Source organism: Pseudoalteromonas sp. BSi20439 (genome assembly GCF_000241165.1).
Classification (GTDB): Bacteria; Pseudomonadota; Gammaproteobacteria; order Enterobacterales; family Alteromonadaceae; genus Pseudoalteromonas.
In genome coordinates this window covers 1-23,631 of the sequence record NZ_BADW01000217.1, presented here as the reverse complement: position 1 = coordinate 23,631, position 23,631 = coordinate 1, and the positions used below count along the sequence as shown (strand labels likewise).

27 protein-coding genes and 2 tRNA genes are annotated in these 23,631 nt (G+C 39.3%); 16 read left to right on the top strand and 13 right to left on the bottom strand.

Features of this window, described 5'->3' with window-relative positions:
- Positions 1-73: 73 nt before the first annotated feature.
- Positions 74-526 (top strand): cytochrome c, encoded by a 453-nt coding sequence (locus P20439_RS16530; protein WP_008108980.1) that lies wholly within the window; start codon positions 74-76, stop codon positions 524-526.
- Positions 527-577: 51 nt separating this feature from the next.
- Here P20439_RS16530 and P20439_RS16525 read toward each other — a convergent pair whose 3' ends face one another.
- Positions 578-1,234 carry a cytochrome b/b6 domain-containing protein gene (locus P20439_RS16525; protein WP_008468528.1) on the bottom strand — a complete coding sequence of 219 codons (657 nt, stop codon included), beginning with the start codon at positions 1,232-1,234 and terminating at the stop codon, positions 578-580.
- 105 nt (positions 1,235-1,339) lie between these two features.
- On the opposite strand from P20439_RS16525, the gene P20439_RS16520 reads away from it, so the two are divergent.
- The 3 genes from P20439_RS16520 to P20439_RS16510 all read left to right on the top strand — a co-directional run bounded on the left by P20439_RS16520 (position 1,340) and on the right by P20439_RS16510 (position 2,921).
- Positions 1,340-2,041, top strand: a complete 702-nt coding sequence (locus P20439_RS16520) for an AzlC family ABC transporter permease (RefSeq protein WP_008468526.1) — start codon at positions 1,340-1,342, stop codon at positions 2,039-2,041.
- Positions 2,041-2,340: an AzlD domain-containing protein gene (locus tag P20439_RS16515; RefSeq protein WP_008108977.1), complete on the top strand. Its 300-nt coding sequence runs from the start codon at positions 2,041-2,043 to the stop codon at positions 2,338-2,340. The genes P20439_RS16520 and P20439_RS16515 overlap by 1 nt, the downstream gene beginning before the upstream one ends.
- A gap of 89 nt (positions 2,341-2,429) precedes the next feature.
- Positions 2,430-2,921, top strand: a complete 492-nt coding sequence (locus tag P20439_RS16510) for a glutathione peroxidase (protein WP_008468524.1) — start codon at positions 2,430-2,432, stop codon at positions 2,919-2,921.
- A gap of 120 nt (positions 2,922-3,041) precedes the next feature.
- Here P20439_RS16510 and P20439_RS16505 read toward each other — a convergent pair whose 3' ends face one another.
- Positions 3,042-3,227 carry a PA3496 family putative envelope integrity protein gene (locus tag P20439_RS16505; RefSeq protein WP_008108975.1) on the bottom strand — a complete coding sequence of 62 codons (186 nt, stop codon included), beginning with the start codon at positions 3,225-3,227 and terminating at the stop codon, positions 3,042-3,044.
- A gap of 388 nt (positions 3,228-3,615) precedes the next feature.
- Between P20439_RS16505 and P20439_RS16500 the strand changes: the two genes are divergently transcribed.
- The 5 genes from P20439_RS16500 to P20439_RS16485 all read left to right on the top strand — a co-directional run bounded on the left by P20439_RS16500 (position 3,616) and on the right by P20439_RS16485 (position 6,616).
- Entirely contained in the window at positions 3,616-4,410 is a 795-nt protein-coding gene (locus tag P20439_RS16500; protein WP_036934532.1) for a YggN family protein, read from the top strand.
- Between the two features lie 758 nt (positions 4,411-5,168).
- The gene (locus tag P20439_RS18700; RefSeq protein WP_008113257.1) at positions 5,169-5,309 is read left to right on the top strand and encodes a hypothetical protein; all 141 of its coding nucleotides are present in this window, start codon (positions 5,169-5,171) and stop codon (positions 5,307-5,309) included.
- 221 nt (positions 5,310-5,530) lie between these two features.
- A tRNA-Ser gene (locus P20439_RS16495) sits at positions 5,531-5,621 on the top strand.
- Positions 5,622-5,675: 54 nt separating this feature from the next.
- Positions 5,676-5,768 (top strand) — tRNA-Ser (locus P20439_RS16490).
- 359 nt (positions 5,769-6,127) lie between these two features.
- A complete protein-coding gene (locus P20439_RS16485) occupies positions 6,128-6,616 on the top strand; it encodes a DUF4124 domain-containing protein (RefSeq protein WP_008468515.1) in 489 nt (162 codons plus the stop codon).
- Here the strand turns inward: P20439_RS16485 and P20439_RS16480 are convergent.
- Positions 6,600-7,724 (bottom strand): aminotransferase class V-fold PLP-dependent enzyme, encoded by a 1,125-nt coding sequence (locus tag P20439_RS16480; RefSeq protein WP_008468514.1) that lies wholly within the window; start codon positions 7,722-7,724, stop codon positions 6,600-6,602. The two genes, P20439_RS16485 and P20439_RS16480, sit on opposite strands and share 17 nt — an antisense overlap.
- 1 nt (position 7,725) lies before the next feature.
- Positions 7,726-8,895, bottom strand: a complete 1,170-nt coding sequence (locus P20439_RS16475) for a monodechloroaminopyrrolnitrin synthase PrnB family protein (RefSeq protein WP_008468511.1) — start codon at positions 8,893-8,895, stop codon at positions 7,726-7,728.
- A 137-nt stretch (positions 8,896-9,032) separates the two neighbouring features.
- On the opposite strand from P20439_RS16475, the gene P20439_RS16470 reads away from it, so the two are divergent.
- From P20439_RS16470 to P20439_RS16460, 3 genes are all read left to right on the top strand, one after another.
- Positions 9,033-9,488 carry an Lrp/AsnC family transcriptional regulator gene (locus tag P20439_RS16470; RefSeq protein WP_008468510.1) on the top strand — a complete coding sequence of 152 codons (456 nt, stop codon included), beginning with the start codon at positions 9,033-9,035 and terminating at the stop codon, positions 9,486-9,488.
- Between the two features lie 72 nt (positions 9,489-9,560).
- Positions 9,561-12,287 (top strand): CHASE domain-containing protein, encoded by a 2,727-nt coding sequence (locus P20439_RS16465; protein WP_008468506.1) that lies wholly within the window; start codon positions 9,561-9,563, stop codon positions 12,285-12,287.
- Between the two features lie 92 nt (positions 12,288-12,379).
- Positions 12,380-13,519, top strand: coding sequence for a GNAT family N-acetyltransferase (locus P20439_RS16460; protein ID WP_008468503.1), 1,140 nt, complete (start codon positions 12,380-12,382; stop codon positions 13,517-13,519).
- On the opposite strand, the gene P20439_RS16455 is transcribed toward P20439_RS16460, so the two are convergent.
- Positions 13,496-14,086 (bottom strand): DUF938 domain-containing protein, encoded by a 591-nt coding sequence (locus P20439_RS16455; RefSeq protein WP_008468501.1) that lies wholly within the window; start codon positions 14,084-14,086, stop codon positions 13,496-13,498. The genes P20439_RS16460 and P20439_RS16455 overlap by 24 nt on opposite strands.
- Before the next feature lie 192 nt (positions 14,087-14,278).
- Here P20439_RS16455 and P20439_RS16450 point away from each other — a divergent pair, with 192 nt between their 5' ends.
- The 4 genes from P20439_RS16450 (at position 14,279) to P20439_RS16435 (ending at position 17,099) form a co-directional block, all read left to right on the top strand.
- Complete coding sequence (locus tag P20439_RS16450) at positions 14,279-14,464, top strand: hypothetical protein (protein WP_008468498.1); 186 nt, start codon at positions 14,279-14,281, stop codon at positions 14,462-14,464.
- Positions 14,465-14,680: 216 nt separating this feature from the next.
- The gene (locus tag P20439_RS16445; protein WP_008468495.1) at positions 14,681-16,060 is read left to right on the top strand and encodes a lyase family protein; all 1,380 of its coding nucleotides are present in this window, start codon (positions 14,681-14,683) and stop codon (positions 16,058-16,060) included.
- 108 nt (positions 16,061-16,168) lie between these two features.
- Complete coding sequence (locus P20439_RS16440; protein WP_008468493.1) at positions 16,169-16,687, top strand: hypothetical protein; 519 nt, start codon at positions 16,169-16,171, stop codon at positions 16,685-16,687.
- Between the two features lie 10 nt (positions 16,688-16,697).
- On the top strand, positions 16,698-17,099 hold the full coding sequence (locus tag P20439_RS16435; RefSeq protein WP_008468492.1) for a hypothetical protein: 402 nt from the start codon (positions 16,698-16,700) through the stop codon (positions 17,097-17,099).
- A gap of 15 nt (positions 17,100-17,114) precedes the next feature.
- Here the strand turns inward: P20439_RS16435 and P20439_RS19060 are convergent, their stop codons facing one another.
- The 8 genes from P20439_RS19060 to P20439_RS16400 form a co-directional block, all read right to left on the bottom strand.
- Entirely contained in the window at positions 17,115-17,300 is a 186-nt protein-coding gene (locus P20439_RS19060) for a hypothetical protein (protein WP_008468491.1), read from the bottom strand.
- Between the two features lie 64 nt (positions 17,301-17,364).
- A complete protein-coding gene (locus P20439_RS16430; protein ID WP_008468489.1) occupies positions 17,365-17,685 on the bottom strand; it encodes a hypothetical protein in 321 nt (106 codons plus the stop codon).
- The gene (locus P20439_RS16425; protein ID WP_008468487.1) at positions 17,682-18,320 is read right to left on the bottom strand and encodes a hypothetical protein; all 639 of its coding nucleotides are present in this window, start codon (positions 18,318-18,320) and stop codon (positions 17,682-17,684) included. Before P20439_RS16425 ends, P20439_RS16430 begins: the two co-directional genes overlap by 4 nt.
- Before the next feature lie 71 nt (positions 18,321-18,391).
- Positions 18,392-19,084 carry a PspA/IM30 family protein gene (locus tag P20439_RS16420; RefSeq protein WP_008468485.1) on the bottom strand — a complete coding sequence of 231 codons (693 nt, stop codon included), beginning with the start codon at positions 19,082-19,084 and terminating at the stop codon, positions 18,392-18,394.
- 89 nt (positions 19,085-19,173) lie between these two features.
- A complete protein-coding gene (locus P20439_RS16415) occupies positions 19,174-19,587 on the bottom strand; it encodes a YjfI family protein (RefSeq protein WP_008113284.1) in 414 nt (137 codons plus the stop codon).
- A gap of 80 nt (positions 19,588-19,667) precedes the next feature.
- On the bottom strand, positions 19,668-21,389 hold the full coding sequence (locus P20439_RS16410; RefSeq protein WP_008113286.1) for a polyamine aminopropyltransferase: 1,722 nt from the start codon (positions 21,387-21,389) through the stop codon (positions 19,668-19,670).
- Between the two features lie 4 nt (positions 21,390-21,393).
- Positions 21,394-22,293 carry a DUF350 domain-containing protein gene (locus P20439_RS16405; protein ID WP_036934523.1) on the bottom strand — a complete coding sequence of 300 codons (900 nt, stop codon included), beginning with the start codon at positions 22,291-22,293 and terminating at the stop codon, positions 21,394-21,396.
- A gap of 25 nt (positions 22,294-22,318) precedes the next feature.
- Entirely contained in the window at positions 22,319-23,251 is a 933-nt protein-coding gene (locus P20439_RS16400; protein WP_008113289.1) for a hypothetical protein, read from the bottom strand.
- Positions 23,252-23,631: the final 380 nt, after the last annotated feature.

Genomic DNA, 23,631 nt, shown 5'->3' with positions numbered 1-23,631 from the left:
GCTCTTTAACTTGAACTAAAGCCTGAGCTAAGATACAAAGATAATTAAAGAACCCTTAAAGGAGTAGAGTAAAGTGAAATTGAAGCAAGTATTTATCGGGGCATTACTATCTACATGCGCACTTAGCGTATCTGCAAATTCTGCATTTAAAGAGCCAAGTGATGCGATTGAGTATCGCCAAGCTGCATTTTCTATGATTTCAGTTCAAATAGGCGACATGGGTGCCATGCTAAAGGGTAAAATTCCTTTTGATGCAGAGCAATTTAAGCAGCGTGCAAATAACGCAGCGGCATTGTCTAAAATGCCTTGGGAAGCTTTTTATGCAGGTACTGATAAGGGTGATACATCAGCACTTCCTGCGGTATGGTCTGAAAACGATACTTTTATGAAAAAAGCGACAGCATTTCAACAATATGCTGATGAACTTGCTGTAGCAGCTCAAACCGGTGACAAAGCTGTTATTGGTAAAGCGTTTGGTGCATGGGCTAAAGGCTGTAAAGATTGTCATAAGCAATTCAAAGACTAATATATACGGTGTATTAAAAACAAAAATGGCGCTGTATTAGCGCCACTTTTTTTAACTAAGCAAATAACTTAAATGCTCACTTCCCCAGGTACTCATTAATAAAACCAGTAGTACCAAAAATATAACCCATGCAACCCATGGTGACTTTGTCTCTGGCTCTGACCTTTGTGTTGCTAGTGCTTTATTACCGGTGATCATTGCTTTGACTAATGGTTTGCCCTTGATTTTATAAGCAATAATAGCCACAACATGCAAAATAATCGCATAAAATAAAATATCAAAATTGATATGGTGCAACCAATTGGCAAAATCAATGGTATCACTTGATACATACTGCGCTAACGGGCCATCAGTTAAAATGCCATCACTGCTCATTAAACCACTAATCAGTTGTGTAATAATCAGAATAAAAAATAATAACACCATATAACTGCCTGGTGCAGAATGGCCTACATCATTTGTTTTTTTGCCACTAAAAGAAGCAAGCACCGATTTAGGAGAGTGCAGTAATGCGGATATTCTTGCCGTTTTACTGCCTATAAGACCCCATATAATCCGTGTTGAAATAAGCGCTAAAGTAAAAAAGCCAACCACAAAATGAAGTTCGATCATGCCCTCTTCTGCACTAAAATAAAGCGCAGCAATACTCAATACTAATAACCAATGAAAGCTTCTTACAAAACCATCCCACACTTTTACCTTAAACATTGCACCTTCCCTAAAAAAAAGTATCATCTAAAACGCTAACTATTATAGCTTCTCAATATTAAGGTATCCCGATGAGTCTTTCTACCAGTGCGCAGAGTAAAACACATGCAATCAATTAAAAAACCAATATTAAAAGGCTTTTTAGATATGCTGCCACTGTGTTTAGCGGTTATTCCTTGGGGAATTTTATGTGGCTCGTTAGCAATACAAAATGGCTTTACCCCTTTTGAAACTCAAGCCATGTCGCTACTGGTATTTGCAGGCTCAGCGCAGCTGGTTGCAATTGAGCTCATTGCTGGTAATACCCCTCTACTGACCATTCTTTTTACCACGTTTATTATTAGCTCTCGCCATTTTTTATATGGCTTGGCGGTTCGTCACAAAGTGATTGAGCAACCCATGCGATGGCGTCTTCCTGTCAGCTTTGTGTTAACTGATGAACTGTTTGCCTTCTCGCACCACCCTCGCGCCTATCGTACTAAAACCCGTTTAATTTATGCATTGAGCGCAGGTTTTAGCTTTTACATTGCGTGGAATATTTGGACTCTAATTGGCATTGTAGCCGGTACTATGCTTCCAGATCTCACTAATTTAGGACTCGATTTTGCAATTGCAGCAACTTTTATTGCCTTAGTAATTCCAGGGATTAAAAACTTAGCCACTTTAGTCACGGTCATTGTTGCAGGGATCAGTGCCACTTTATTAAAAAGTACAGGCTTTGAATTGTGGTTAGTATGCTCAGCGCTACTCGCGATGAGCGCAGGTTACGCTGTTACCAGATTAGTGCAAAATAAGGATGCCAAATAATGATGACCACTATTTTGCTAATGGCATGTATTACCTTTTTTACTCGTTATTTATTCTTACACCGCGCATTACCTTTTAAAGTAGGGCCTAAAATGCAGCAATTTTTAAGCTTTAGTGCACCTGCGGTTTTAACGGCGATTTGGGTGCCTATTGTATTTATAAATGACGAAGGTATAAACCTAAACTGGCAAAACCCTTATCTCAGTGCAGCTATAGTCGCTATTGTTGTTGCTTACAAAACTCATAATATTTACTTAACTACCTTGGCCGGTATGGGGCTATTTTTAATTTTAAATTAGCAGCAAGCGCTGTAGAAGTGACTTAGACTTTGTAGATCATCACGCAAAGGTTAGACTATGCAAAATAAACCAATAATAAGCGTATTTATATGCACCCATTCCATCAACTAAAGACTACCAGCCTGCAAGGCCAGCCTATCGACTTTAAAGAGTTTGAAGGTAAAGTTGTACTAATAGTAAATACCGCGAGTGAGTGTGGATTCACTTATCAATATAAGTCGTTGCAAGCATTACATGAAAAGTATGCAAGCCAAGGCTTAGTCATTATAGGTTTTCCTTGTAACCAATTTGGTCAGCAAGAGCCCGGTGACGCGGAGCAAATAGCGCAAGGTTGTTTAATAAATTATGGGGTTAGTTTTTTAATCGCAGAAAAAGTAAATGTAAATGGCCAGCACACAGATTCAGTTTTCCGCTATTTAAAATCTGTACTGCCTGGATTTTTAACACGAAAAATTAAGTGGAACTTCACAAAGTTTTTAATAGCAGCTGATGGCACACCCATTAAGCGCTTTGCGCCTATTACCAAACCTGAAAAACTAGAAAAAGTAATTAAAAAAGCATTGCTCAAAGCTAAAGCTTAATCCTTAAAAAGTATAAAGAGGCTCAAAGCCTCTTTATTGCCAACCTACAGCGCTTTTAAACAACCACCTAAGTAATGATTAAATGCTAATATGTTGGCGCTTATTTGTACTAGCGACAGCCTAATCAATATAATCGTTTAAGTCATCTTCGCCTAGGTTTTTACGCAAGCGTTTTTGCTCAAGGTAATCCTCTAACTTTCTTTTTACCTTTTGCTTTTTCTTGTCGTGTTGATTACGCCCGACCATTTCGTATTCGTCTTCAACAAAATCATCATCTAGCGCATCGTAACTAAATGTCTTACCCACAACCCACTCCATAAAGTGTTTGAGACCAACCTCGGATTTTTATATCGCGATAATTGGTGAAATTAAAATGTTCAACATAAATTCACTGTACAAATTTACGTCAAAATAAAGCCACATCGCTATCCTAAATAGTCTCTGTGTCAGTATTGTGAATAAATAGCGCTAAATTTCAATTGTGGAAAGTGAGAGTTTTTTATCGTATCGATAAATTTTATTTATTAGTATTTAATTATTGGTTATTTTGACCAAAACTTAGCCTTTCCTTTAAGTTTGCTTTTAACTACACCTCAGCCAAAAACACTCAACCAACTGTTTTTAAACACTAAAAACTATTGGCATCAAACTTGTTATAAGTTAATTATCATCAGCAAAAAAACAGAGAATAAACATGAAAAAATTATTATTAGTTAGCGCAATACTGTGTACCCCAGTAGCAATGGCCCATAACAATAGCGACTCTTCAATTTCATTTAGTAACGATGAATGTAACGTTGAATTTAAAAACGATGTACGCATCAAACCCAATGAGTTAGAAATTTTTAAAGCCGATAACCAGCGCATGTTATTTACCGCTGAAGGTGAGCTGTCTATCAATGGCGAGCAAGTAGCATTAAATAGTACACAGCGCCAAGCATTGACCGACTACACTGACAATTTACGCGTGCAATTACCTGAAGTAGCTAATATTGCCCTTGAAGGGGTTAAAATTGCAGGTGTGGCATTAGAAGAAGTTGCCAATGCGTTTAATATTGACGGCCTCGATAATATTTCAACCCTGATGGAGGATATTCATCAAGAAGTTGAAGGCACTTTTTATCAACAAGGTACTTTTGTGATGGGTCAACAAAGCTTTACTCAATTTGGTGAAAATTTTGAACAGCAGTTTGAACAACAAATAGAAACAGCTGTTGAATCAGCAGTAATGGAATCAATGGGCAGCATTTTAGTGGCATTGGGTTCTGAGTTAATGAGTTCAGGCGGTGACATGCAAGCATTTGAAGAGCGCATGGAAAATATGGGCGCACAAATAGAAGAAAAAGTGGAGCTGCATGCCAAAACACTTGAAAAGCGTGCAAATTCATTATGTGGTGATTTTGTTGCAATAGCACAACAAGAAACGCAACTAACCGCTCAAGTTCCTGCAATTAAGGGTTATGAGTTATTTACTATTAAACAGCACTAAGCCCTAAATTGACATTAATCTCCCTGTGCGGCATTTACTTTTAAGTTATGCCGCATTTTGCGTTTTATACCCTCTTTAAAACCATTTAACTCAAATAATAGACTATTGAGCGGATCTACCCTTGCTGAGCAGCGTTGTTTTGTGGCTTCATAGTAAAATACAAACCAAAGTATAATCTTCGCTTCGCTCTAGAATAGTTAAAATGCCACCCAAGCTGATGATTGTAAGCCCAAATTGCAAACATAATTAAACCCATCTTTTTAGATTTATATTCATGAGATGGTACGTTCCCCAGTTAGAAGCGTTTTAAAACGCAACTAACTCCAAAGTGCCTAGTAATCTAGGCACTTTTTTTATGCTTATAAACTATAAAATGCTCTTTTTGTAAGTTTATTTAGCGCCTCTTTTACGATAAATAATTAACCAACTATAAATAACATGTTAAATCTTATAGCAGAGTCGCTCCCGCCACTTAAATTAAAGATATTTTAATCTGAATAACTATTCGCAAAAAGTCTTTATAATGCAGAAAAACAATTAAACAAATCAAAAAACCCCGATATAAAAGCAAGATAAAGAAAATTTAAAATGAATAATTATACAATTTAAAATAAAAAACCGATTAACTGCCAAGCAAATAAACCCACTTCAGATTAAAAAAACTAATAGCTCACCAGCAATTTTTATCGCTTTATTTTTAACCATATCGCGGGCAATATGCGCATGTTTTCAACAGACACAAACTCGGAGCGAATAAAATGAACCCAATTAATACACTTAACCAAACAGCCACAACTCACGTTGCCGTTAAGCCAACTAATCGCAAAGCAAGAATGCTTGCTAAACTTAACCGTTACGGAAAAAAATTAGCACTTGGCGGTGCAATTCAATACAAATAATCACCCAACCATGATTTTGTATTGTTGCAGCAAACACCCAACCTCTAAATGAAGACTCTTCTTTAGCTCCTCCTGTTTGCTGCCAGCCACCTCATAGCTAAAAATCACCTTAAATCTTCATTATTTATAAAAAAACCGCATTTACGCTCACTTTTTAAGCAAACGATCTTTTTGCTATTTACACAGACTACTCACCTAAGTATTATCCTGCATCACGACGTGGAGAGATGGCAGAGTGGTCGAATGCACCGGTCTTGAAAACCGGCAGGGGTTTATAGCCCCTCTAGGGTTCAAATCCCTATCTCTCCACCACTTATTTGTATTAATTGGTTTTATTCCGATTAATAACACGCAGAATAATGCGTCGGAGAGGTGTCCGAGTGGCCGAAGGAGCTCCCCTGCTAAGGGAGTATAGAGTTTGTAGCTCTATCGAGGGTTCGAATCCCTCCCTCTCCACCATTACTGAATATAAGCCACTTAATTGTGGTTTTTTTGTGCCCAAAAATAAGCTTTGCTGCTAATTGGGAGGGTGAGAGCCCTCGACTGGGTTCGATAAAGTGTCTGGAACAGTTTAGGCCGCTGCAAGCGTCGCGTAGCGATTGATTACAGGGATGTAAGCAAGTCTATCCCTCCCTCTCCACCATTACTGAATACAAGCCACTTAATTGTGGTTTTTTTGTACCCAAAAATTTAATAACTTTCATTAGTTTATACGTTTTAAATGGCCTACTTGGCTTAGGCTATTAAATTAAACAAATTGTATGGTGTTATAACTTAGTGCATTATAAATGGTACTTTAAACCAGCTTAGGTTTAACCATGACAAAGCTAATATTACTACTGTGTTGTTTAGGTGCCTGCACTGTCAGCACAGCAAGTGAAGTAACCATTTATAAATGCACCATTAAAGGAGTACCGACCTTCAGTCAAACTCCGTGCGCTAAAGACGCTAAAGTGATCACGCTTAAAAACGTCAACATTATGCAAACCAATGCATCTAAATCTGAAAACACGCCAGTTACCGACACCTCAGTTGATGACTACCTAGAAATGCAACAAATAGAGCGCGATATTGTGCAGCTTGAGCTTAAAATAAAGCAATACCAGCAGGAATACGCGCAAAAGAAACAGCAAGTCGGTTACATGACCCAAGATAAAGCAAATCGTTTAGGCGCTGATTCGATTGCAGATGCAATTGCGACAGAAACTGCGGCACTTAAACAACGATTTGATCCGCAAATTAAACAAGCACAGCAACAAATAGCGGCACTCACTCAAAAAAAACAACAGCTTAGTCAGCAGCCTTAACTGCCTTTTTCACCGTAGCAATAAACGTTTGGATCTCTGACGCTGTATTGTATATGTGCGGTGAAATACGGATACCGAGTTTGCGCACATCCACACTTATGTTTGCTGCCTCCAATACCGCTAATACGGTTTGTTGATGCTCTGCAAAATCTAAAATAGCGGTACCACTGCACTGTTCTTTATCGTTTGGCGATACTAAAAAAGTCGCCAGCTGCTGCTGGATCAACGTTAACAACGCTAAATTATGCGACCTGACGTTATCGACTCCAAACTGGGCAATATATTCAATGCTATTAGCAGCAATAACATAAGGGAGTATAGAAGGCGTACCACCCCAAAACCTGAGTGTTTTAGCGCTATATTGAAAATGCGTTATATCAAACTCGAATGGATTTTGATGTGAAAACCAGCCAACATCTTTTGGTTCACATTGCGTTATTTGCTTTGGATTTACCCATAAATAGGCCGCACCTGGCCCCCCGCATAACCACTTCACACTTGAGCCAATCATAAAGTCAACATTTAACGCCGTTAGATCGACAGGGATAACCCCTGCCGATTGCGCCACATCAATTATTGAGAGTGTATTCGTGACTTTACTAAGCGCCACAATATCGTTTAAAGGAGCTTGTACACCCGTATTAGAATAAACATGGCTGACAAACACACCATCAATCTCTGGAGTTAAATATCGCCGCCATACCTCCCTGTCACTTAAATCTTCATCCTCGGGGATGTAACGTATTGTTGCACACGCAGGGAGTGCTTTTTGCATTACAAACCCCATACTTGGAAAATCGGCCTGCGCCATTAATACTGTGCAGTGTGGTTTATTAAACACGGGATGTGACATAAGCAATTTAGTTAAACCGCTAGATAAGTTAACCTGAGGACAAAACTGCTCACTTGGCGCATTAAATAGCTGCCCTAAAGCACCCGTAAACTTTTCTATAGCCGGTAGCCATTGCTGCCATGGCTCTTTGGCACTTTCCTGCCAAGGAGTAAAAAAATGCTCAGTAGCATTTTCTAAAGTACTTTTTAGAGGACGACCAACAGAGTGGCTTAATAAATAGCAACCCTGCGGCATGCAAAAATCATTTTTAGCCATATTAATTAATCCACTGTTTTAACGTATTTAAGTCATCAAAGCGCGTATTAATATCGTCTCGCTTAGCTGCTGCACGTCTATCCCTTAATTTAGCTAAGGAATCGAGTAATACTGGCAATGGCGGTCCACTGGCAGTGACTTTATCAATATGCTGTTGTTGCATTTGCTGTGACGGTTGGGCAATAAACTTTTCGACCAATTGGTTATGATGACCGATAGCGGTGTCACCATGTAATTTACACACTTGTATAAATAGTTTGCCGTGCTTTTGAAACCACTCTGTGTGTTTATATTGTTCGGCTTTTAAGAAGTCATCCATAAAGCTTTGCATACGCATGGCTTCTCGCAGTATTTGTTGATCTTCTGGCATCATATATAAAAATTTATCCACCAGCATTTGCGAGTAACTCGGCTCATTGGCACTACAAAGTCCTAACAGCATATCAATAACATTAATGCCGGCAAAATCTCCCGCATTTGCACCACGGTAAACCTCTTTACCTACCCGGTAAGGCTTGTAATATGGACGTACGCAATTAAAAAAACGCTCAGTATCAAGTTGAGTATACAAGGCATTATTCGACGCTATTACATCAATAAGTGCCGTTTTAACCACCTCAAGTAGTTCAGCCGTGACAGGATGTGAAATACCTAATGACAGTATTTTTAGTAAAGCATCACTCGCGCGCTTATACGCTAAAATACCTTGGGTGTTGTAATCTAAAAAAAGGGCTTCATCATCAAGATTTGTAAACCGTTTATAGGTGCCATTAATGGCTTTATTATGGGTGGTTAAATGTGCGGTTGCAAAACGAGGGGTTACTCCAATAGAAGCACCAATATGCATAGCAAGCGCCGATGCTTCTATCAGCGGTGAACTACTCTCTCTGCTTGGCTCTGTAATTTCATGTCTACGACAAGCCGCCATAAACAAACCTACATTACCAAGTAAATCAAATGCGCTATCAAATCCTTCGTCGGTATTACCTTCGGCTAATAAATCGCTAATCAACGCGTTACCTTGCTCTTTCAAGGTCTGCTTTAAGTTATCCCCGACCCCTTCAACATTTGCCTTATCTGCTTGCTGCCAATACAACTCCTCTAATTGAGAGTTTAGGGCAACAAACTCAGACCTAATCCAATTATCAAATTTAGCTGTGTAAGAACTCATGACTACATCCTGTTATTATTATTTTTTTAATGCTAGCAAAGATCCCAGAGGTTAAAGCGCTAAAAAAAATAGTAAAAACAACTATTGTTAGCAATAATCACTATTACTAGACAAATAATTAATAAGATTCTACAGCCATGTTAGATAACAAAGATCAGCAGCTACTCGTTGCCTTGCAATCGCAAGCCCGAATGTCGGTATCAGAATTAGCCAATACTATTAACCTATCGGATACCCCTACTCTAAGACGCATTAAAAAGCTTGAGCAAGAACAGGTTATTATTGGTTATCACGCTGCTATTAACCCTAAGTCACTCAACCTTAATGTACTGGTTTATGCTTTCGTGCGACTGTGCCAAAATTCAGTGAGTGCCGCACAACAGTTTGAACAACATGTAGAAAAGCTACCGCATGTACTTGAGTGTTCTGTGATCTCAGGCAGCCACGATTATTTATTAAAAATAATCTCTCACGATTTAGAAAGTTATGAGCAGTTTGTAAAGCACCAACTGGGAAGCTTAAGCTGTATCGCCAACATAGAATCAACCGTTGTATTAAAGCAATCATTCAGTAAAAAACAGCTACCACTTTAAAAATAATACTATTTACTGCCGATTCGCTATACTGAGATTTCACTATAAAAATAATATTTAACAAGGATGCATGTGAAGATTTTTGGTTCAACATCCAATTCTTTTGTTTTTTACATATCGTTTGCGGTTGCTTACTTTATAACTGGTAAGTTATTAACTAATTTTGCCTTTCAATCACAAGTCATTCCTATATGGCTCCCTGCAGGTATTGCCCTAGTGGGCTGTTTCATCTGGTGGTGGCGCTTTATCCCAGCATTATTTATTGCCTCCGTCGCCTTTAATTTAAGTACCGGTGATAACGTTATCACTGATCAAGTTTTAATTGGCAATACATTAGAGCAGGTGTTACTAATCGGCTTTGGCGCTGTGCTGCAAGGGATGATTGGCGCTGCTCTTTTAAAGTACTGGCTAGGCCATCCACTGTACTTAAAGAAGCGCCAATCAATAATTTATTTTATTTTTGTCGTCGGTATTGTTGTTAGCCTCATATCGGCCAATATTGGCGTCTATGCTTTGAGCCAATTCAACCCCGCTTACAGCATTGAAAACCATTGGGAAAATGTTATTTTTTGGTGGCTAGGTGACTCTCTCGGCGTGCTGATCGCAACCCCCTTTTTATTGGCGTTATTACAACCTAAATTTAAACGACAATATGTCACCCCATTACCTACTATCGCAGTATGCTCGGTGTTATTCATCTCTGTAGCCTTAACCACTAAGCTATATAATCAAGAGACTTATTCAAATTCAATACAAATTGCCAAGCGCGAAACATCTATCATTGAAAACAGTTTACTGAGCAATTTAAACCTCAGCCAAATAACCGTACAAAGCCTTGCAAGCCAAATACAATCAACGCCAACTTTAAGCAGGCAAGAGTTTAATAGCTACAGTGCCCAACTATTGGCTGAGCATTCATTTATTAAAGCATTCTCATGGAACCGTAAAATTGACCCTGCTCAGGTCAGTGTCTTTAACAAACAGCTTGATGAAATTTATAACGCATACAACTTTGATCCAAGCATTAAAGGGGCACCATTATCAAACAATGACCCATTGGTGGTTATTACCTATATTGCCCCTTTTACAGAAAACCAATCAGCGATAGGTTTTAATCTCAATTCTCGAAAAGATCGCCGTGAAACCTTGCTCGACCCACGTATCAAAATTCGCCCTATAGGGACTAAAATAATTCAATTAGTTCAAACACAGCAACCTGAACCCGCGTATTTATTATTTGCTCCCGTGTATCAACAAAATAATGAGATTGCATCAATTAAAGGTTACGCAACAGGTGTATTTTTAGTAAAAAACATACTTGCTCAGTCGCTTACGCAAGCACAAAATAAAATGTTTAATATCGCTATTTATGAAGCTAATGCTACCAGCCCGTTTTATTCAAATACCGAAAATATTCCAACCAAAAGCAATAAGCTTACAACTATCAAAATTGATTTTGCAGGGCAAACATGGTTCGTTGATTTAACCATTAAAGATGAATTTCTACCGCATCAAACTAATAACATGACACTCTTTTTGCTTATTTTACAGGTCATTGTCAGCTCACTCATTTTACTGATATTACTGTTGTTTAATCACCAACACCTTGCACTTTCACGTTTGGTAGCAGAGCGTACTCGCTCGCTGGTTAAGGCTAAAAAACAATCTGATTTAGCAAATCAAGCTAAAAGCCGATTTTTAGCAAATATGAGCCATGAAATTCGCACTCCGCTTAATGCCGTGATCGGCTTTTCAACCTTAGCTAAGAGTGAAGATAGTCCTGAAACCCTCACTGGTTATTTAAATAAAATTAATTTAGCCTCTAAATCATTGTTAAGTTTAATTAATGATGTACTCGATATTTCTAAAATTGAATCACAAAAGCTTACTTTAGAAGTCGCCCCTTTTGATTTAAATGCTCTTCTTGCTCGGATCAGTAGCATGTTCGAACAAAGCGCTGAACAAAAAGGTATTAGCTGGAAAGTTGATAACCAATTACCAACCGATCTTTGGTTTGAAGGTGATGTTATGCGAATTGAGCAAATTTTATTAAATCTGTGTAGCAACGCCATAAAGTTTACCTACGAAGGTGAAGTAAGTATTAGCGCATACAGCAAAGAGATTAGCGATAAACGTAGACAAGTGATCCTTGCTATTAAGGACTCGGGTATCGGTATTTCCGCCTCAGAGCAAAGTACATTATTTGATGCATTCACCCAAGCTGATAGCTCAACATCGCGTAAATTTGGTGGTACTGGGCTTGGCTTAGCAATCGCAAAAGAACTTAGCTTATTAATGTCTGGAGATATCAGCGTACAAAGTGAGTCAGGTAAGGGCTCAACCTTTACCCTGTCTGTAGAGTTAAATACCTGTGATGCGCAACAAGTAACGACGAAACACACGCAGCAGCATGTTGATTTAAGTAAACTAAAAATACTGGTTGCAGAAGATAACAGCGTCAATCAATTAGTGATAAAAGCAATGCTTAGCTCTTTGGGGATCACCCCAACATTGGTTGAAAATGGAGAGTTGGCAGTAGAACAAGTTAAAATACATGACTTCGATTTAGTGTTAATGGATTGCCAAATGCCAGTTATGGATGGTTATCAGGCCACAGCATTGATACGGAAAACTAAAAGTGCTGAACAATTACCAGTGATCGCCTTAACCGCTGATGTAATGCCAGAAGATAAAGCCAATGCCTTCGCAATTGGTTTTAACGAACATCTTGCAAAACCTCTCGAACTCGATAAGCTCACACAATGTTTATCTCAATATATAGAGCAGGATGAACCATAAGGTTTTATCCACAATAAAAAACCGAAAATGGCTGCCGCATTCATATAAAAATTAGCAAATAACACACTTTCAATAATAGTAGGCAAAGTATTATGAGCCACTTTTCTCACCAATGGTTTAATAGCATCAACCAGGTTGACGCAACACAATGGCATCAATTTTTTGGCGATGATCCTTTTACTCAACATGCTTTTTTATACGCACTTGAGCAAAGCCAATGTGTAAGCGCAAAAGCAGGTTGGCAGCCTAATCACTTAGCCGTTTATGATGGTGATAAACTCATTGCGCTTGCCCCAGGCTACTTAAAAGCGCACTCCTACGGTGAATATGTATTTGACTGGGCATGGGCTGAAGCTTATGAAAAAAATGGCTTAGATTATTACCCTAAATGGCTGTGCGGTATTCCTTTTAGCCCGATTGAGGGACAAAGAATAGGTATTATGCATAGCAATCCAAAGCTAGTGTATAAGTACATAACAGAGCAACTTAATAGCCACTGCGCAGAACAGACATGGTCAGGCTGGCATGTAAACTTTTGCGATAAAGCACAAGCCATCCACCTTTATGATACCGGCGCGATGCGAAGAACCGGCGTGCAGTTTCAATGGTTTAATAATAACTTTAAAGATTTTGACGATTTTTTAAAAACCTTTAATGCCCGTAAGCGTAAAGCCGTTAAAAAAGAGCGTGCTAAAATTACACAACAGAATATCAGTATTGAATGGCTCAAAGGCGAGCAAATTACTACCGCTACAATGCAGCTTTTTTGTGAGTTTTATCAACGCACTTATTTAAAACGTTCGGGCCATTTAGGCTACTTAAACAGTGAGTTTTTTAGCTTGCTACACGCCTTAATGGCTGACAAATTGCTCATTATGCTAGCCAAAAGAGACCAACACGTCATTGCCGCCACCTTAAGCTTAATTGGTGACAATACCCTTTACGGCCGCTATTGGGGCGCTAGTGAGGAGATAGATTCGCTTCACTTTGAGCTGTGTTATTACCAAGGGATTGATTATGCTATTAAGCATAACATTCAGTGCTTTAATGCCGGTGCACAAGGAGAGCATAAAATAGCACGTGGTTTCCAACCGATAACCACTTACTCTGCCCATCACATTGTTCACCCCGATTTTAATAATGCCATTGCAGATTACTTAGAACGCGAATGCCAACATATCGACATTTACAAACAACAATGCAACTCTTTATTGCCGTTTAAAAATGAGTAACTGATTATTTGCAGGCATCGCCGTATCGCTGAGTAACTTAAGCCCTGATTGCACTGCAAGTTGCTCAATCGCTTCGAAATCACGGATACCACTAAGTGGGTCGCGACTTTGCAGTAAACTGTTAAATTCATCATTACTGGGGCTGGTAAATTCCCCTTTATATTTGAAAGGGCCATATATACACACCACCCCTTGCTGATTTAAGTGCTGATTTACTCCAGCAAAAAAACGCGTGATTAACTCCCAGCTTACTATATGAAAGGTATTGGCAGTATAAATTGCATCCACTTTATTTACTGGCCAAGGATCGTTTAGGTCAAGTAATAAGGGCAGGTGCAAATTTGCCAGTTGCACCTCATCATGCCATAACTTTATTCCTTGATGATTAACCTCTCGGTCACTGGTATACCATTGTAAATGTGGCAATTTTTTGGCAAAGAAAACGCTATGCTGACCCGTCCCTGAGCCTATCTCGAGTACTGACGCTGCATTTTGCAATGCAGGCTGCAAAGCCTTAAGTATATGATTTTTATTATTTTCGCAGGCTTGTGAAAACGGTTTGCTCATGCTGGTGCACCTAAATTGCAAATGAATGCACAATAGTAAAACAAATTTCAGCTATTCTGTCGTGATTAAATTAACCAAAATAATAAAATAACTTTAATTTCAATACGTTAAATTATATTTACCGAGCTGGTACGCTATATGCTTTTATTAAACTACTCACTTAATGAGTACTAACTAATAAAGGATAACATTATGTATATTTCAACCTATTCCGCTGTAGACGCTGTAATGGCTGTTGCAGACAAAAGCCTAGATAAAACGAGTTATGAAACAGATTGTAGAGCAACGGCAATCGATTTACTCTCTCATGTAAAAAATACTCAAAAGGCACAAAACAAACATGAAACAGACCAAATATTTATTCTTGGCTACAATTAAAATTCTGTTGAGCCTTATAACCGGCTGTTTATATAAAGACATTATTTAAGTCGACTTAAAAATCAGTTTAAGTCGACTTTTTATTTTTAGTTCCATCATTAGCTTACCTTGACGCCCTCTACTTTTTAGCTATACCGTTGTAAATAGCAACAACAGCACCATATCTTTTTATATAGCGTAGTTAATTGTCATATATTCTCTTTTATAGGAGTACTAATGAGTAACTTTAGAACAGAATCAGATAGCATGGGCACACTCAACGTACCCGCTGACGCACTTTATAAAGCACAAACCCAACGCGCCATAAATAACTTTACAATTAGCAGCCTCACAATGCCGCAGCAATTTATTATTGCCTTAGCGTATATCAAACAAGCCGCTGCAATAACCAATTTAAAACTAGGCCATTTAGATAAAACGAAAGCAAATGCGATCGACCACGCCTGCCAAGAAATTATTGATGGAAAGCATTATGAGCATTTCCCCGTTGATATTTTTCAAACTGGCTCAGGTACTAGCTCAAATATGAATGCTAATGAGGTCATTGCGAGCTTAGCCTCAAAACATGCTAACCAAGCTATTCACCCAAATGACGATGTGAATATGGGGCAAAGCTCTAATGATGTTATTCCCACTGCGATTGCTTTGAGTAGTGCGATCAGCGTTGATAAAAAATTACTGCCAGCACTAGCAAATTTAGCAGACGCCTTAGAGCAAAAAAAAGCAGACATCGGTCACATAGTTAAAACTGGGCGCACTCATTTAATGGATGCAATGCCAATAACTTTTGAGCAAACACTCAGCGCATGGCAATCGCAGGTAAAGCATGCAGCCAGCGGTATTGAGCATGCACTACAACGTGTCTGTGAGCTAGCGCAGGGTGGCACAGCAGTAGGTACAGGTATTAATGCCGACCCACAATTTGCCGCTCTATTTGCCACACAGCTAACTGAAAAGGTAGGGATTCAATTTACCCCTAGCGATAACTTTTTTTATAATATTGGATCGCAAGATGCGATTGTCGCTTTATCAGGACAGCTAAAAGTCTATGCAGTTGCACAAATGAAAATAGCCAACGATTTACGTTGGATGAACTCAGGCCCACTTGCGGGACTTTCAGAAATTGAACTTGAAGCATTACAGCCTGGCTCATCAATTATGCCTGGTAAAGTGAATCCGGTGATCCCAGAAGCCGCTGCAATGGTTAGCGCCCAAGTCATTGGTAACGACGCAACTATTACGGTTGCAGGCCAAGCTGGCAACTTTGAGCTTAACGTAATGCTGCCGGTAATCGCTTACAATATTTTGCAAAGTACCGAGATACTCGCTAATAGCGCGCAAGCGTTGGCAGATAAAGCCATTGCTAGCTTTAAAGTTAATCAAACTCAGATTGATAAAGCATTAACTAAAAACCCGATTTTAGTAACCGCGCTAAACCCTGTTATTGGCTATGAGAAAGCAGCAAAAATTGCCAAGCAAGCCTACCAGCAAGCGCAGCCAATTATTGATATCGCCGAGCAAGAAACCGACCTATCTCGTTCAGAGTTAGAAGCACTTCTCAATCCGGCTAAATTAACGCAAGGCGGATTAACATAAAAATGCTCGTTCCCGCCTCTTTAATTTGTTGATAGTAGAGTTTTTATTGCTGTAATGAATGCACCGTGTATGATAGTGATGAATAATTCATCACTATCAGGAACGATTATGCGTACTCCATTACTCGCTCTACTGCTACCACTTTGCTTAACAGCTTGCTTGGAAACAACCTCAACTAACACTGAGCAAACTAAAACCAATGCGGTAGAAAACACGTCTACGCCAATACCTCAACAAAAACTACCACAAGCGAATAAGCAAAATAAAATTGCACAGCCGTTACCAGCTGATGCTGCAAAAGAAGTGTCGCTTGATGATATTAAAACGGCAAAAAATAAGCTTAACAACTTAATTGCAGATAAACAGTGTTCAACGAGTTCACAGTGTAAAGTAAATGCAGTGGGTAGCCGAGCATGTGGTGGTCCAAGCGATTATATTGTGTACTCTACGCAAAGCGCATCTCAGGAGCAGGTTTCAGCCCTAAGCGATACAATTACTCAATTGGAAAGTACTTATAATGCGCAAAAAGGCATGATGAGTATTTGCCAACATTTAACTGCGCCTAGTACCCAGTGCGTTGAAAATAAATGTGTTAAACTTGAAGGCTCTGCGGTAAGTGTATTTTAAGGATTAGATTATGAGTTGTTTGTCATCCGTAATTAAACTATCAGCTGCCAGTGTTGTCATGACTATGCTGCTTAGCGGTTGCAGTAGCGCACTAACACCAAGCACAGCTCAAAACGCGAGTGAATCTGTTTTAAATACTCAGCTTAATGAGCTTACAAGTAATAAAAGCTGCACAGCCAGTTATCAATGTAAGGTGTTAGGTGTTGGCTCGCGTGTCTGTGGAGGGCCGAGTAAGTATGTTGTATATTCAACATTAAATAATTCTCAAAAAAACGCCGAGCAATTAGCACAAAGTATTACCCAACAAGAACAGCAAAAAAACTCAACTCTTGGGTCAAATCAATGCTCACCTGTACTTGAAGTACACTCTTTGTGTATTGATAACCAATGTCAAACCGTTAATTATCAGTAGCAGTTCGTTTCGGTGTTAACTCAACAGTGGTATTAACACCGAAATAACCACTACTATGAAAATACATACACCTGCCTTAAAAATGTATTCCAGTGGCATTTTTTTCTGTACCCAGTAAGCATATATAAAACGCACGAAGTAACTTGCCGCCGTACCAAATAAAGCAAACATGAGTAAGTAGGCAATCAATATAATATTCACAGCGGCACTTCTTTAGAAATAATAAACCTCAGTGTAAGTATTTTATATAAAGAAGGCAAAAGGGTTACTTAGCCTTTTTTGTATGCTCAATGAGTAGATCTGCTACCTGTTGCTTTACCGCTCTTTTATCATCTACTGCAACTTCAAACCGGCTAGCCAATTGCGCTATTTCATCATCATTTAAATTAAACGATAAACGTTGCCGTGTTTTTTTAGACTTTACATCAAGACCTAAAATTTTACGGATCATGTCTGAGGGAGTGAGTTCTTGATCGATAGCTTGTTTTTTTATCGACTTTTGTACCTCACTACTCAAATCAAATGCCATTTGTGTGGCGCGCACAGCTTGTTCTTGGCGCAACCACTTGTCTTTAGCATCACTCACTGGGCATCTCCAGGAAACAAGTCAACAATGTCGCTAATTGGGCGAGTTAACGTCAGTGATACTTCTGTTTCACCTCCCTCCCAAATTTCGATATTAACGCTATGTGCTTCATCGGGTGACGCTAAACAAATCATTTCACACGGCTCACCACCGTCTTGCTCATAACGAGGCAGCGTTTGGCCACGAAAGTCTTTATTATGGAAATAACATACATAAGGTGATTCGCTTTGTTGATAACTGTCAGCTAAAAACTGCATAAAACGCTCAGGCGTATTTTTAACTGTAATATGCGTTAGCGACTCTTCATCAAAAATACGTGAAAACTCATCCAAACCAAATACTTCATCAACATCATCACGCTGAATCTTTATTGAGAAATTAGCCCACTGCTCACCATCGTTTTGTTCTATTTGTAAAAACACCACTTGGCCTGTGTTAGTTTCAAGTACAAATTCAGTATCACTGCTGTGTTGGTACTGATACGTTTGTACATCAATAACGCGAAGTGTTTGGCCTTTAAGCCATGCAGGATAAGCAAACGAATCAATCACTGTAAACATGTCGCCTTTCTTAAGGTCACTCGCGTGATTAAGCTGACGTTCTGGCTTTTTTTTAGATTTGAAAAAATTAAACATATAAGGTGCCTCTGTAAGCAAAAAAGGTAACGGAGCGAAACTCGGTTACCTTTTTAATATGGTTCTAAATGTTAGCTATTTTGCTTCGCTTTAATGCGCGCTAAAATATCAGCACTTTTTGGATTGGTATCACCAATACCCGCTTCAGCCATTTTAGCTTTTAAATCGTCGCCATTAACATCTGCTTCTAGAGACTTTGCAGCACCTAGCTGATCACTACGATCTTGCTGACGTTGCTTAATACGCTCAAGTGACTGACGCGCCGATGTCATCGACGAGCTATTAGTATTCAAGGTGCTATTTACAGCCATTGTCGCTTGCTGAACACTTTCTGTGGTTTTAACCATAGTAAGCTGACGCTGATTTTCTTTAATTGATTTTTCAGCATCTTTAACTTGCTGTTTCAACGTCACTATGTGATTACTAAAGCCCGATAACACTTGCTCGTGTTCGGCTTTCTCAGCTTCAAAGTCACCAATTTTTTCTGCAATTTCTAATGCTAATGCTTCATTACCTTTTTCAAGCGCTTGTCCTGCATACGCTTCGTGCTCAGCAATTGATGCATCCACCGCGCTAATTTTACGCTTAGTTTGCATTTCTTTAGCCATCACTTCTGTTAGGCTTTTTTTAGCACGATGTAGTGCATTTTGCGCATCGGCAATTTCTTGTTCAAAAATACGAATACCATTCGCATCAACAATTGCTTCGCCCGCTTCACGCGCGCCGCCACGTACCGCTGTAAATAATTTTTTTAAAATACTCATAATCTTAACTCCAAAAACTTGTTTATATCCTATTAGGTAAAGCGAGAGCCATATACTATAAGCTATCAGCATTTACCTATGCGGGTATCCTAATCGTTTAAATACAAGGTCACGGCTTCTAGTGCATCAATTGCGTTATCGGCTAATGTCACTAGCTCGTGGGTAACGTCATCTAATGATGAATTTACCGACAGTGCACCAAAAATCGCATATTTATTATCAATTTTAGCAAATGCACTTAGCGGAATTGGCACGTTTAAACGCAGTAGTGTTTCGTTTAACTCGTCGCGTAACTCGCTTTTTACTTCGTCTTCACCAAACAAATAGCTAATACATAATAATTGCTCTTGTGTTTGGGTAACAAAAATTGGAAGCTCATCGTTTCCATCAACAATGACTTGTAAAACATCTTGCTCACCTGGATTGGCAATCAAGAAAGACTCAAAGTTAGCACCCTCGGTTTCAAAAGACGCTAATTTTATTGAAAGTTCATTTAATTCCATGTCTCTGCCTTTTTGTCGTTTGACATATTATGTCTGAGTTAAGATTCGCATGGTCGACATATTATGTCAACCATGTTTTATTAATTTTTATACAATTCACTTTCTATTTGCCAAGCAGCCCGGTAATAATCATATAAGCGACCAGAACCTAACCTATTGACTTCAATATCGTTAACTTGTTCAAAATAGTTATTAGGAAATGCAAAACTGGCTAGTAAATATTTTTTACTAATCCACCGAGAGGGCACTGGCATATCAGTCACATTGCTAATACGCGTACTCGGTGATTGCCCCATTTTAGTGGCAATTGTCCATCCCCACTGACCAAACGAAGGTATGTTTTGCTGATATTGCTCTACATAGTCAAAACCGGCCGCTTTAACGGTTTTAGCAATACTTAAAAACGCCTTTTTTGCATGATAAGGCGAGGTTGACTGTACTGCCATTGCGCCATCGGGTGCCAACAATTGACGTACATGATTATAAAAATAGTCGCTGTACATCTTATTCAGATCGGGGTGATTAGGATCAGGTAAATCAATTAATATAGTATCGAACTGCTTAGCCTGATCCAGCAGCCTTTCAACTTCTAAAAATGCATCGCCCACAATAATATTTGCTCGCGGGTCATGCATCGATTCATTATTGAGTGCCACTAGTCGCTGTTTAATATCTTCAGGCGGTGTGTATTGGTTATTTTTATGACCAAATAAATTAAGTAGCTGTCCATCTAAATCAATTAAGGTTACTTCCTCAACCGGCCACTTTAATACATCTCGCATGGCTAACCCGTCGCCGCCGCCAATAATCAAAACACGGTCATGACGATTAGATGCCAGCATGGCAGGATAAACCAGCATTGAGTGATATATTTGCTCATCTACACTAGAGAACTGCAACCGACCATTTAAGTATAGATCGGTGATAGGCTGTGGCTGATTTTTACTTAAGCGTTCGGTTAACACCACATGCTGGTATTTCGTTGCTTGGGAATAAATAACTTTATCTTTGTATAGTACGTTACTTAGGTTATCCATCCAGCTACTACCAAACTGTAAAATAAAAGCGAATAACACCAGCAGTAATATATGGCAAACCAATAGCAACTTAGCAAAGCGTACATAGCTATGGTAACGCCATAAAAAGGCAAGGCCGGCAATAATATTAAATAGCGCAGTCCAAGCGGCGGCTTGCATTATTGGCATCGCGAGCATAATACTCACCCAAATTGCCGCGCCAATACCAGCGCCAATATAGTCAGCCCCATATATAGTGCCGGCGTTATTTTCTAAAAAACGTCCATAAACATGCTGGCGAATACGCGCAATAAGCGGTATTTCCATACCAATAAATAGCCCTAATATTAAGCCAAATACATAAGGTAAAAAGCGCGACCACTCTTGCAGCTTTTGAAACACATAACCATTAAGAATAACGTCAGGGGGAATATTAAAAATGCTTGAGAATAAATGAGGAAGTGAATAACTTACAGCAATAATACTGGCAATGGCTAATATACAGCCCATACCTATGAGCGCAATAATGCTTTCTAGCCAGGCAAATGCGGTAAAGGCATCTTTAAACCAACGCGCTAAGAATGCCCCCATCCCCATAGCTACAATCATAGTGCCTATCATGGCGTAAATTGCACTCTCAACTGAACCAAGTACTCGGCCAGCGTAATGAGAAAGTAAATATTCATAAATAAGGCCGCACCCAGCGAGTACGGCCATAACAGTGATCAGTAAAATATCATGCCCAAGTAAATTAAATTTACTTGGGGAAGCTTGAGTTGATGACACGTGATTATGCACCCAGTAGTGTGGCCATAGTGATCCCGACGGCAAATGATACAGCTGCAGAAATAGCGGCAACACCCACATTCTTTTGACGGTTCACTTCATCTGAAATGTTACATCCAGACAAGATGATTTTAATCGTCAGTAAGTGCAGTAAAATGAAAGCAACCAAACAAACAACGGCACTTAGCGCCCAGTAAAGTAAACTCGCGTTAATATTATCAGCGGCATAAGGAGCGATGCCTGTTGCAGCAGTAATGGCTAATGCACTACCAATTAAAAAGCCGGCATAGCGAACACCTACTGCTAAATTACCATCAACAATAGCTTGTTGTAGGCAATCGCCACTTTTATTGGTGCGCTTAAATAACTGCACTCGGTATTGGCTTACTAACAGTAATACCACACTGCCAATTACAAAAGCGGCGATAACAATAGGAATGCCATGCCAGCCTTCGGTAGCAACCCACAATAGTGCAGAGCGAATAACCACTGCAACACTTACTACATGGCCAAAATCAATAATTGATGCAGTAACGTTACCTTTGACTATTTCGTTATGTAAGCTCACTTTACGCAGCGCCACTTTATCTTGAAAAAAGTGACCCAGCTTTATAAGCAAAATTGCTAATGCGCCATAGCCAAGCATTAACAGAGCTTCTTTTTGTAACGTAGCAGCAAAGGCACCACTACTCACGCCAGTTAACACAATCGCAAGGGCAACTAAGCCAGCGGCAAAGCTTATTCCGAATGCAAAGTTATCGCGCTCGGTAATTTCATCATTGGCATGTAAATTAGACACCCAACCTTTAATATACTTTAAGCTGACAAACAGTAAGATGATAATTGCAAAGTCTACAGCCAGTGCTTGCAAAGACCACATAGTTATTCCATTAAATTCATACATATTATTCTAACTCCAACGTTATTCTTTACTTACCACGACTTACGCCGCGCGAGGTTCTGCTACTGCTGTTACGAACCGATCCTGAATTATTGCTGTAACTACTCGCTCTTGAGTAACTGCTACGACTTTTAGGCGGCGTATAACTGCTGCGACTCAAACCTGATGCACCTGTTTTTTTACTCGCATAAGGACTAGTGAACTGCTTGCCTTGGCGTTGGTAAGATTGTCGTGTACGTGTTTCTAAGGCACTTTGGGTTTTTATTTGTTTAGGGCTTGAGTAACGAGTACGACCATAATCATTGTAGTAACTGTACTTACGGCGCTTACTCCAACTTCCGTATTCAACTCGGTCAAATACATCACCCAAAATACGGTACATGCCGTACCACTGCCAAAAGCTAATACCACTACTATTCGTTTGCCAATTACCATAGTTAGGGTTACCTACCATTTGGTTACCCACCCCTTGGCCTTCAGCTTTTTGGCTTATAGCACCGACTCGTGCTAAAGAGCCATTCGACATATCCGCAAGCATATTTATAGGATCGGTTAAGGCATCAGAAAATAACGTTGGCTTTGCTGCTTCACGCAATAAATCAATATTGTATAAAGTGTCTTCGTAAGGAGGAATTAAGTAATTACCCTTAATATCATCAAGACGTTGGGTTAAGCCACTATAAAGGGCTCCTTGGCGTGTGGCATCAAGGCTAACGACATCAACAACCTTACTGAGTTCAGGCTGCTGTTGTTTAAGGATACGACTGTATTCTTTAAGAATAATCGCATTACGTATACTACCATTATCAAGTGCTTTACCAAGCTGAGTAAGCTCGACATCGGCCTTTTTAATGGACTCTTGAATTGTTTGTTGTAGCTGTTCTTCTTTAGATTGACAACCAATCAGTGCTGTAAACAAACAAAACAGGCTGAGAAGTTTCCAAGCTTTTATATTCGACATTCATGTCACCTGATTTACTAAATTATCTTCGATAGTTTTACACAGGACAGTTATTAAACCAACAATGAAATTGCAACAAGATGATAATTTGGGGACTAGTTTAAAGTACAAGGTGAATAACTCAGATCAGTAAAGAGTAGCAGGGCTGATAATGATACTTCAAAACTTTTAGAGCATGACTTAAACACTGACTTGTATTTGGAGTCGGTGCGCTACGCATTAGAATGTCGTAGTGCCCACAGCGCTAGAGAGCCACATAGCAAATGCTGAACTCTTTATTCGTCGGGAGTCGCTTCGCTCGCCCAACATACGCGATAGATGCTGGATGAGTGTGCGCATTTCACTTTCCTACAGACGTAAAAAAGCCCGGCTCTTTCGAG